Below are 10,396 nucleotides of genomic sequence, written 5' to 3' on the forward strand. Positions count from 1 at the left end.
TGGCGCCCGGAGCCCCCGACGTGACGGAGAACCGAGGTCAGTAGACCGGCTTGCTCGGCTCGATCTGGTTGACCCAGCCGATCACGCCGCCGCCCACGTGGACGGCGTCGGAGAAGCCCGCGGACTTCAGGACCGCGAGGACTTCCGCACTGCGGACACCGGTCTTGCAGTGCAGGACGATCTTCTTGTCCTGCGGGAGGCCCTCAAGGGCGGTGCCCATGAGGAACTCGTTCTTCGGGATCAGCTTGGCGCCCGGGATGGAGACGATCTCGTACTCGTTGATCTCACGTACGTCGATGATCTCGATGTTCTCGCCGTCGTCGATCCACTCCTTGAGCTGCTTGGGAGTGATCGTCGAGCCGGCCGCCGCCTCCTGGGCCTCCTCGGAGACGACGCCGCAGAAGGCCTCGTAGTCGATGAGCTCGGTGACGGTCGGGTTCTCGCCGCAGACCGCGCAGTTCGGGTCCTTGCGGACCTTCACCTGGCGGTACTGCATCTCCAGGGCGTCGTAGATCATCAGTCGGCCGACCAGCGGCTCGCCGGTGCCGGTGAGGACCTTGATGGCCTCGGTGACCTGGATGGAGCCGATGGACGCGCACAGCACGCCCAGGACACCGCCCTCGGCGCAGGAGGGAACCATGCCCGGCGGCGGGGGCTCCGGGTAGAGGCAGCGGTAGCACGGGCCGTGCTCGGACCAGAAGACCGAGGCCTGGCCGTCGAACCGGTAGATCGAACCCCACACGTACGGCTTGTTCAGCAGCACGCAGGCGTCGTTCACCAGGTAGCGGGTGGCGAAGTTGTCGGTGCCGTCGACGATCAGGTCGTACTGGCTGAAGATGTCCATCACGTTGTCGGCCTCAAGCCGCTCCTCGTGAAGGATCACGTTCACGTACGGGTTGATGCCGAGGACGGAGTCGCGCGCGGACTCGGCCTTGGAGCGGCCGATGTCCGCCTGGCTGTGGATGATCTGGCGCTGCAGGTTCGACTCGTCGACCTCGTCGAACTCCACGATGCCGAGGGTGCCGACGCCCGCGGCGGCCAGGTACATCAGCGCCGGCGAGCCCAGGCCGCCGGCGCCCACACAGAGCACCTTGGCGTTCTTCAGCCGCTTCTGCCCGTCCATCCCCACATCGGGGATGATCAGGTGGCGGGAGTACCTGCGGACCTCGTCTACGGTGAGCTCAGGAGCTGGCTCGACCAGGGGTGGCAGCGACACGGGGGCTCCGTTGGTCGGTTCATCACTACGGTTGTTCTCTCCGTAACAGTGCCACGGCCTTTTTCATTCCGAGACACCTGTTCCGATCCGCGAGACGATTTCGTCCCAGTAGCCGGGCATGGTCTCCCAAGGGTCGGCGCTCCCATCGCGATCCGTGCGGTCGGTGAACCAGATCGTGGCGGCCCCCTGCCAGCGGGCGATGCGCAGTGCCTCCTCCAGGTGGCCCCCGGGCACGCCGTGGACGAAGTGGCAGAAACGGTCGGGGGGATAGTCCGCCGTCCACTCCGCCACCTGCGACCAGCGGTAGTCGCTCCAGGGCCCGGAGAAGGTGACCAGCTGGTCGGCGTGCTCGGCGTAGCCGGGGTAGGGGTGGGTGCCGTGGCCGAGGACGATGTGGGCGTCGTCACGCAGCGCGCGCAGCGTGGCGTTCGTGCGCCGGATCTCCGGGAGTGCCGTCCGCTTGGTGGGACAGCGGTCCAGCAGGAAGCCGTCGACCTGGTACCAGTCGAGATAGCGGTGGGCCTCGGAGATCACCTCCCCGAAGGAGCGGGCGCCGTAGGTGCTGTCGAGCCGACCGAGGACCCGGACCCCGGCGTTGCGCAGCCGGCCGGCCGCGGCCAGACAGTGCGGGTCGGGGCGGCTGCCGGGACCGTCGGCGACGTCGAGTGCGGCCCAGTGGACGGGCGTGCCGGGCCGGGTGAGCTCGGCCCACTCGGCCGGGGCGACGAGGGGGTGGGCGAAACCGGGGACACCGAGCCCGGTGCGCAGGTTGGTGCTCGCGGTGCCGGGTTTGGTGCTGGTCAGATGCGGCATGCCGCCTCCATCCAGATGTCGGCGAGGGACTCTTCGAGGTTGATCCGGGGCCGCCAGCCGAGCCGGTCGCGTGCGGTGCGCACATCGGCCTGCTGCCAGCTGCCGCAGCCGTCCGGGTACGGGTACACGACCGGGGCCGCGTGGTCCGAGTCGGAGCGGGGGTGCCCGATGGATGCCCGCAGCGGTACCGGAGGGCCGTCGAGTTCGTGGAGCGCGCCGCCGTATCCGGCCACGCGGGCGAGGATCGCGGCGGCGTCGCGCAGGCGGACCGCGCGGCCCGAGCCGATGTTGATGACGCCCTGCGCGGCGGAGAGGGAGGCCGCGTGCACGGCGCGGGCGACATCGCGTACGTCGACGAAGTCGCGCTGGGCGCCGAGTCCGCCGAGCTTCAGCTCGCCGTCGCCGGACTGCATCGCGCGGCGCATGGCCTCGGCGAGACGGCCGAGTGGCGATCCGGCGGGGGTGCCGGGACCCGCCGGTGAGAAGACGCGCAGCACCACGGCGTCCAGGCCGGAGCCGAGGACGAGTTCGGTGGCGGCGAGTTTGCTCACACCGTACGGGCCTCCGGGGCGTGGGACGGCGTCCTCGGCCGTGGAGGAGCCGGGCTGGCTGGGGCCATACTCGGCGCCACAGCCGATCTGCACCAGACGCGCGCCGCAGCCGCTGCGGCGCAGCGCCTCGCAGACGGTGGCGACGGCGACGGTGTTGTGGCGGGTGAGTTCGCGGGCGCCGCCCCGGGTGGCGCCCGCGCAATTGACGACGACGCCCGGGTGGACCGCGTGGAGGAAGCGGGTGAGGGCGCCGGGGCTGCCGGACGCGAGGTCGAAGCGGACGTCGGCGTCGTCGCCGCGGCCGAGCGCGGTGAGCTGGACGGCCGGGTCGGCGAGCAGACGGTCGGCGACGAAGCGGCCGAGGTAGCCGTTGGCTCCGATCAGCAGGACTCTCATCGCGTGGCTCCCGGGGCCGAAGGCTCGGGTCGGGAGGTGATCATGTGCGGTTCTCCTTCGAAGGGATGGACCGGTGCCTCGGGCGGCCTGCGCGCGTTGGGGGGCACGCGCTCGCTCGCACACGTCGCGTCAGCACGGTGCGTCCGGCGTGGCGTGGGCCGAGGCCCGGGTCAGGGTGCGGGAGGAGTGGATGAGCAGGGTCAGAGCGCCCGTGCCACAGACGAGCGTGGGAACGGCGCCCGGTCCCCAGGCGGTGACGAGGGCCTCCACGGGAGTGGCCAGGAAGCCGCAGCCGGGGAGGCGGGCGGCGAACACCGAGGCGAGGGCCACTGCCTCGGCGGTCGCGGCGGCGCCGAGGACCGCCGCGGGGGCATGGGTGAAGCCGTGAGCGCCGAGGAGCCGGGCGAGCAGCAGGAGGGCGCCCAGGGTGAGGACCTGGGGGTGGGCCGCGGTCTCGTCCAGGGCTGCGCCGGACAGTGCCGTGAGGGCGGCGAGGGAGGCCAGGAACAGGGCGAACGTGCCGAGCAGCAGGGGCTGTACGGAGGTGGCGTACTCCTCAAGGCCCCGGCTGGCCGCGAGTCTGCGGCGGGCGCGGGCGGTGAAGAGGTGGGCGCACCAGGCCGCGGGGGCGCAGGACAGGGCGAGGGCGAGGACACCGGCGGCGGCCAGGGGCCAGGCGCCGTCCGGGGAGCCCGTGGGGAGGGCGTCGGGGCCGTCGGCGAGGGCCGCCCTCAGCAGTCCGTCGCCGAGGGCCGCGTAGGCGATCAGCCCGCAGGTCCAAGCCGCCGTGGGGCGCTGGGCGCGGTCCGCGACGCGCAGTGGGCCACGGGAGAGGGCGACGCGCAGCACTACGGCCACGGCGAGGACACCCACCACGGCAATGATCAGGCGTGCCTGCCCCTCGGCGTGCCGCAGGGCGGTCACCGCTGCCGCGCACAACGTCCCGGGGAGCAGCGCGAGGACGGCCCAGTCGGCCCGTACCCGGGGGGCGCTCGGGGGCGTGGTGCGCGCCGGCGCGTCTCCGTCGCGGGGCACGCGCGCGTACATCTCCTCGGCGAGAGAGAAGACGTCCCGGTGGCGGAAGCGGGCCGCGGTGCGGTCGGTGACGCCGTGCGCCTCCAGGCCCGCGGCGATCTCCAGAGGGTCCACGGCTCGTTCGCACAGCTCGCGGTGACGGTGCATCAGCGTCTTGACGGGGTCGACGGCGGGCCGGCGCGCGCGGCGCTCCGTCGCGGGCGCGGAGCCGGGCTCGCCCGGGTCCGGTCCGTCCGTCTCCGTCACCAGCGACTCGTTCGACCGTGCGTCCCGGGCCCCTGGGCTGGTCGAGGTCCCGGGGCGGTCCAGTCCGCCGAGCCCGCTCATCGCGCCCCCTCCGCGGCCACGCGCGGAGTGGCCCGTACGGGAGGGCCCGCCGCCCAGCCGGGCCCGCCCCGGGCCACCAGACGCGTGGCGGGGCCGGTCCAGCGGCCGGGGACATGGGCCTCGGCGGGGACGGCGAAGGGCAGGGGTTCGCCGGTCTCGTCGAGGAGGACGCGACGGACCGGGCAGCGCGCGACGATCTCCAGGTAAATGCCGTGAAATGCGGCGATGTTCTGCTCGACGGTGAACAGTTCGAGGGCACGCGCGCGTGCGGCGGCGCCCAGGCGCTCGCGGCGCTCGGGGTCGCGCAGCAGCGCCACGCACGCCTCGGCGAGCGCCCTCGGGTTGCGCGGCGGAACGACGAGTCCGGTGCCGCCGATGACCTCCACCACCGCGCCCACGTCCGTGGACACCGTCGCGCGGCCGCAGAACATGGCCTCGACCAGGCTGATCGGGAACCCTTCGACGACACTGGACAGCACGGCCACGGCGCCCGCGGCGTACGCGTCGGCGAGCGACGGCAGTTCGGGGCCGCCGATCTCCTCGAAGGACACGGGGTTGTCGCCGACGGCGTGCAGTCCGTCCGCCTCGTCGGGGAAGAGCTGTGCGGCCAGCGCCTTGCAGTGGCCGAGATAGGCCGCGCCCTCGGAGCCGGCCGGGGCGCCGACGATCCGCAGCCGCGTCTTCGGTTCCTCCTTGCGGATCTCGGCGAAGGCGTGGAGCAGCGACACCAGGTCCTTCGCGGGCTCCACGCGGCCGACCCACACCAGGGTGCCCGGGTCGGCGCGCTCCGGGGCCTCGCCGACCTCCGCGAATCGGGAGGCGTCCATGCCGGGGTAGACGGTGCGCAGTTTGGCGCGGTCGGCGCCGCAGTGCTCCTGCCAGCGGCGGGCGTGCGCGTTGCCGGGTGTGACGATCTCGGCCCGGCCGTAGATCTCGGCGGCGAGCCGGCCGTGGAAGGCGGCGAGCAGCGCCCGTACGGGGGGCGGGGCGTCGGTGGTGGCGAGGTAGTGCGAACGCAGCCGCACGCTGTACTCGGTCACCAGCAGCGGTACGCCCGAGAAGTGCCGGGCGAGCAGTCCTGGCAGGGCCGCAGGGCCGCCGGAGGCGGCGTGGCACAGGTCGACCGAGCCGAGCCCTACGTCCTCGTACCAGTCGAGCGAGAGGGGGCGCAGGACGCGCTCCAGGTGCGCGGCGACGGTGAGCAGATCGGGGACGCGCGCCTCGCGCGCCGTGCGGAGGGCACCCGGCGCGCGACAGGCGCGCTCCAGAGCGCGTACGGCGGTCTCGGACCGGAGTGCGCCCGACAGGCCGCCCTCATCGCGGGCGAGTTCGGCGAGCCCGTACAGCGCGTTGCCGAAACGGTCCGCCACATCATCCGACGGCCCCTCGGAAACACCGTCCTGGGCATCGGGTCCGGCGCACAGCGCCGACGCCAGCGCGCCGTAGCGCTCCGAGAAGCGCCGACGCGCACTCCGCCCGAGCACCACACCGTCGTCCTCCGCGCTCCACAGCGGCGCCGTCCGCACCCGTCTGACCTGCGGTGGCAGCGAGACCCACCCCTCGTACTCCTGGCGCTCGCTGCGACTGAGCGCGTAGACGTCGAACTCGTGCTGCCCGAGCCCGCGCACGAGCCGGTCGCACCAGAGCCTGGCGTCACCGCTCACATACGGATAGCCACCCTCCGTAAGCAGTCCGATGCGCACGAGCGCACCCCCGATCTCCCGTAAGGGGAGCCGCCGTTGACCCGACGACTCGCAGCGGGACGAACGTATGCGGACAAGGGGGTGGCGCGACGGACGGTTGTCCATCGCGCCACCAAAAGGGGTGAACGGTCGTAACTTTCCCGTGCGGGTCGCGTTCGGTCGCGCTAAGAAATCAAGTGATTACGTTTCGTCATGCCCGGGGTACGCCCAGGGGTTGGCGCGGCAGCTGATCCCGTCGTGGTCCAGGAACTTGGTCTGCTGCTGCATGACCGGGGCGAGATCGCCGTCCTTGTCGCAGGTCACATGGTGGAAGCCGAGCCGGTGGCCGACCTCGTGGTTGATCAGCATCTGCCGGTAGGCGTGGATCTGATCGCCGTAGGTCTCCGACCCCTGCGCCCAGCGATAGGCGTTGATCATCACGCGCTCGGTGGCGGCCGAGTCGCAGGACACGTTGTCCACGGTGGTGTCCAGGCCCGATTTGGCACACCAGTCGGCGGTCGTGCCCGGGCTGGCCAGGGTGATCACGAAGTCGGGCTTGCCGGAGTAGACGCGCTCGAAGGTACGGGCGCCGTTGTGCGCCCAGCTCCGGTCGTCGTTCAGCGTCCTCTGCACGGCCTGCGCGAACAGCTCGCCGTCCAGCCCGAGCCCCTGCTCCACATCCACCCGGTAGGTGAACTTCTGCCCCTGGCCGGGCGCCCTGTCGACGCCCTTGACGGCGTCGAACTTCCCCGGCCCGTCGAGCGTGGCGCTCAGCGCATACGTCTTGCCCATCTTCTGCTCGTACGTCAGCGCCGCCACCGCCGACCCGGACGGCGCCGGCCGCCCTTCCCCTCGCGAGGCGGAGTCCCGCGCGTCCCGCGCCTGGTCGGTGGCCGACTGCGACTGTACGTCGGAGTCCTCGCCCCGGTCCGTGACCTGCCCCGCGACCACGACCGCGAGCACGGTGGTGACGGCGGCGGCCGCGATACCGGTGAAGGCACGCCCCTTGGATCCCTTGCCGGAGGCGGGTTCGCCAGTGGGCGGCGGGGAGTCGGCCTCGGTCTCGCTCGGCACCCCGACCGCGGCGGACCAGTCGGTGACGGAGGCGTACGGGTCGGCGGAGGTCCGGGGCGTGAAGACGTCGACATCCTCGTCGAAGGCGTCGACGTAATCCTGCCGGGGCCCACGACGCTCGGCCGCGGGCTGCTGATGCGGTATCCCGACCCCGCCCGCGACCGGCCCGCTTCTCAACTGACCCCAGCCACCGCCGGCTTCACGATGCTCGGGGTGCCCGCCACGGACCTGGGGTACGCCATGTGGGGGGGTGCCGTCGGGATAGCGGGGGGTGCCGTGGGCCGGGGTGCCGTCAGGCAGGCGGGGCACGCCATGAGCCGGGGTCCCATCAGGGAACCGCGGCACCCCATGAGCCGGAGTCCCGTCAGGGAACCGCGGCACCCCATGAGCCGGAGTCCCATCAGGGAACCGCGGCACCCCATGAGCCGGAGTCCCGTCAGGGAACCGCGGCACCCCATGAGCCGGAGTCCCGTCGGCAACCCCCGGAGCCCCCCGCCGCCCCGTCCTGTCCGCCGCGTCCCCCTTGGGCGCGGGCCCCCGCCGACTGTGGCGTCCCACTCGCGCCTCAGCTCCCCGCGGTCTCGGTCAGTGCGTCACCGTCGTCCGAGGCCGCGTCGGTATCGCCGCCCTCGACGTCGGCGCGCAGTTCACGGAAGGCCCGGGCCACCACGTCCGGATACTCCATCATCGCCACATGCCCGGCCTCCGGCAGGCTCAGCAGCCGGGAGTGGCGGAAGGCGCGGGCCGCGCGCTGGGCCATGCGGTAGCCGACGAGCTGGTCCCGGCCGCCGTAGACGAGGAGCGTCGGGGCGAGGACGCGCTCGGCCTGGCGCCAGAGCGCGTGCTGACCGCCGAGCGTGTAGGCGTTGACGATCCCGCGCGCGGAGCGCGCCATCGCGTCCCAGAAGTACGGCAGTTGCAGCCGCCGCTCCATCTCCTCCACGGCGTTGCGGAACCCCTCCGGGGTCACCCGCCCGGGATCGCCGTAACAAAGGGCCATGACCCCGCGCACCCGCTGCTCCGCCGACCACTGCTTGGTGAGCCGGGTGAACAGGGTGACCACGCCGGGCAGCGCCAGCAGCGCGGTGGGGACGGCGGTGCGTTGGACTCGGATCTCGGGAAGGGCGGGCGACACGAGCGTGAGCGTACGGACGAGATCGGGTCGTACGGCGGAGACGCGCGTGGCGACCGCGCCACCGAGCGAGTTTCCGAAAAGGTGCACGGGCCCGCGCCCCGAGGCGTCGAGGTAACGGATGACCGCACGCGCGTGGGCGGTGATCGAGTAGTCGCCGTCGTCCGGCGGCGGGGAGTCACCGAAGCCGGGCAGGTCCACGGCCTCGCCGTCGACGTCCGCCTCCAGCTCCTCCATCAGCTCCGACCAGTTCTGGGAGGAACCGCCGAGCCCATGGACGTACAACGCCGGCGACAGCCCCGCGCGCGCGGGCGGCCTGGACCGTACCGTCAGAGTGATCCCCGGCAGCCCGACGGACCGCAGCCGCTCGCCCTTCGCGACCCGGACGGCCGACACCTTCGGAAGCACGTTGGCCGCCGGGGCGGCGGACGGCAGCTCGGTCGAAGACATGCGGCAATGTTACGAGACGATCACGCAGTGGTTCATGTGTTCGCCGTCACAAGCCGACGGAGTGTCCGGCACGCACCGGCACGCATCCTCACCCCGAAAACGCGTCAGAACGACCAGCCGACAACCAACCGAGTGCGCAGGGAGTGACCTCTCGGACGCGGATCGCATAGCGTCCGGATCGGGTGTCTCCTAGGCTCATACAGAGGGCACCCGGTGTGGCCCCTGCTTCTCTCAGGGACGTTCGTAGGAAGGGAGCCCACCATGGCCGTAGACCCCAGCGATCCCGAGACATTCGAGGACGAGGACACCCAGGAAGCCCAGGAGGTCGACGTCGAGGCTCCCCCGGCCGACGCGGCCGAGCAGCACGCCGCCCTCTCACCCGACCGCGACGAGCCGCTGAACGAAGCCGACCAGGACCGCGCCAACGTCGCCGACCTGGCGGAACAGGCCCGGGTCGTCTCGCAGGACGAGGACGACTATCGGTGACGGGCAGTGCCGAAAGGGTCCACTGAGCAGGAGAGAGGCCGTTTTTTGCCCCGCTCGCCCCGCTTTGAAACCTTCCGCACGGTTTTCGTCACCGTCCGGTCCGTGAAATTCTGCGCTCGCACCGCGCACACCAGGGTTACCGAAAAGTACGATGGCGGCGCGGCGCACACCGCATGTGGACGACTTTGGGAGGCGGCGTGACAGCCATCGAGCAGACAGAGGCGGCACGCCCGCGAGGTACGCGCCTGCCGCGCCGTGCCCGTAGGAACCAGCTGCTGGGCGCCGCGCAGGAGGTCTTCGTGGCGCAGGGGTACCACGCGGCCGCGATGGACGACATCGCCGAGCGCGCCGGCGTCAGCAAGCCGGTGCTCTACCAGCACTTCCCGGGCAAGCTGGACCTGTATCTCGCCCTGCTGGACCAGCACTGCGAGTCCCTGATCCAGGCCGTACGGAACGCGCTCGCGTCGACGACCGACAACAAGCAGCGCGTACGGGCGACCATGGACGCCTACTTCGCCTACGTCGAGGACGACGGCGGCGCCTTCCGGCTGGTCTTCGAGTCGGACCTGACGAACGAACCGGCCGTGCGCGAGCGCGTGGACAAGGTCACGATCGAGTGCGCCGAGGCGATCCGCGACGTCATCGCCGAGGACACCGGCCTCTCGCGCGCGGAGTCGATGCTGCTGGCCTCCGGTCTCGGCGGCCTCGCCCAGGTCGTGGCCCGCTCCTGGCTGCACAGCGACCGCAGCGTCCCGCGCGAGCAGGCGGTGCAGCTGCTGACCTCGCTCGCCTGGCGGGGCATCGCGGGCTTCCCGCTGCACGGCACCGACCAGCACCACTGACGCACCGCTTGTTCCCGCCCGCTGTTCGCTCCTGGCGTTCTTGCGCGGAGCGTGTACGTCCCCTCACCGGGCTAATGTGTGCTGGGTACGGCGCGGAAGGTCGCGCACTTCACTGACCGTCGGAGGGACATAGCCGTGGAGGTCAAGATCGGCGTGCAGCACGCGCCCCGCGAGATCGTTCTGGAGAGCGGTCAGAGTGCCGAGGAGGTCGAGCGGGCGGTGTCCGAGGCGCTGGCCGGCAAGTCGGCGCTGCTGAGCCTCGTGGACGAGCACGGCCGCAAGGTCCTCGTCCCGGCCGACCGTCTCGCGTACGTCGAGCTCGGCGAGCCGGCCCCGCGCAAGGTGGGTTTCGGCGCGCTGTAAGCAGCAGCTGCGACGGAGGGCCCGGCGGA

Annotated in this window: 10 protein-coding genes; 3 read left to right on the forward strand and 7 right to left on the reverse strand. The window is 72.1% G+C overall.

What is annotated here, in order from left to right; translation table 11 throughout:
• Positions 1–37: 37 nt before the first annotated feature.
• The 7 genes from moeZ to H4N64_RS25730 all read right to left on the reverse strand — a co-directional run bounded on the left by moeZ (position 38) and on the right by H4N64_RS25730 (position 8,676).
• Positions 38–1,216, reverse strand: a complete 1,179-nt coding sequence (moeZ, locus tag H4N64_RS25700) for an adenylyltransferase/sulfurtransferase MoeZ (protein WP_186284780.1) — start codon at positions 1,214–1,216, stop codon at positions 38–40.
• Between the two features lie 63 nt (positions 1,217–1,279).
• On the reverse strand, positions 1,280–2,029 hold the full coding sequence (locus tag H4N64_RS25705; protein WP_186284781.1) for a spherulation-specific family 4 protein: 750 nt from the start codon (positions 2,027–2,029) through the stop codon (positions 1,280–1,282).
• Complete coding sequence (locus tag H4N64_RS25710) at positions 2,017–2,976, reverse strand: NAD-dependent epimerase/dehydratase family protein (RefSeq protein WP_186284782.1); 960 nt, start codon at positions 2,974–2,976, stop codon at positions 2,017–2,019. Before H4N64_RS25710 ends, H4N64_RS25705 begins: the two co-directional genes overlap by 13 nt.
• Positions 2,977–3,105: 129 nt before the next feature.
• On the reverse strand, positions 3,106–4,338 hold the full coding sequence (locus H4N64_RS25715; RefSeq protein WP_186284783.1) for a hypothetical protein: 1,233 nt from the start codon (positions 4,336–4,338) through the stop codon (positions 3,106–3,108).
• Positions 4,335–6,041 carry a DUF3492 domain-containing protein gene (locus H4N64_RS25720; protein ID WP_186284784.1) on the reverse strand — a complete coding sequence of 569 codons (1,707 nt, stop codon included), beginning with the start codon at positions 6,039–6,041 and terminating at the stop codon, positions 4,335–4,337. Before H4N64_RS25720 ends, H4N64_RS25715 begins: the two co-directional genes overlap by 4 nt.
• A gap of 180 nt (positions 6,042–6,221) precedes the next feature.
• On the reverse strand, positions 6,222–7,652 hold the full coding sequence (locus tag H4N64_RS25725) for a DUF3152 domain-containing protein (RefSeq protein WP_186284785.1): 1,431 nt from the start codon (positions 7,650–7,652) through the stop codon (positions 6,222–6,224).
• Between the two features lie 7 nt (positions 7,653–7,659).
• Positions 7,660–8,676, reverse strand: coding sequence for an alpha/beta fold hydrolase (locus tag H4N64_RS25730; RefSeq protein WP_186284786.1), 1,017 nt, complete (start codon positions 8,674–8,676; stop codon positions 7,660–7,662).
• A gap of 261 nt (positions 8,677–8,937) precedes the next feature.
• Here H4N64_RS25730 and H4N64_RS25735 point away from each other — a divergent pair, with 261 nt between their 5' ends.
• From H4N64_RS25735 to H4N64_RS25745, 3 genes are all read left to right on the forward strand, one after another.
• Positions 8,938–9,162: a hypothetical protein gene (locus H4N64_RS25735; protein WP_186284787.1), complete on the forward strand. Its 225-nt coding sequence runs from the start codon at positions 8,938–8,940 to the stop codon at positions 9,160–9,162.
• Between the two features lie 197 nt (positions 9,163–9,359).
• The gene (locus tag H4N64_RS25740; protein ID WP_186284788.1) at positions 9,360–10,004 is read left to right on the forward strand and encodes a TetR family transcriptional regulator; all 645 of its coding nucleotides are present in this window, start codon (positions 9,360–9,362) and stop codon (positions 10,002–10,004) included.
• A 135-nt stretch (positions 10,005–10,139) separates the two neighbouring features.
• The gene (locus H4N64_RS25745; RefSeq protein ID WP_037674258.1) at positions 10,140–10,367 is read left to right on the forward strand and encodes a DUF3107 domain-containing protein; all 228 of its coding nucleotides are present in this window, start codon (positions 10,140–10,142) and stop codon (positions 10,365–10,367) included.
• The last annotated feature ends 29 nt before the right edge of the window (positions 10,368–10,396 follow it).

It is taken from the genome of Streptomyces cupreus (assembly GCF_014257025.1).
Classification (GTDB): Bacteria; Actinomycetota; Actinomycetes; order Streptomycetales; family Streptomycetaceae; genus Streptomyces; species Streptomyces cupreus.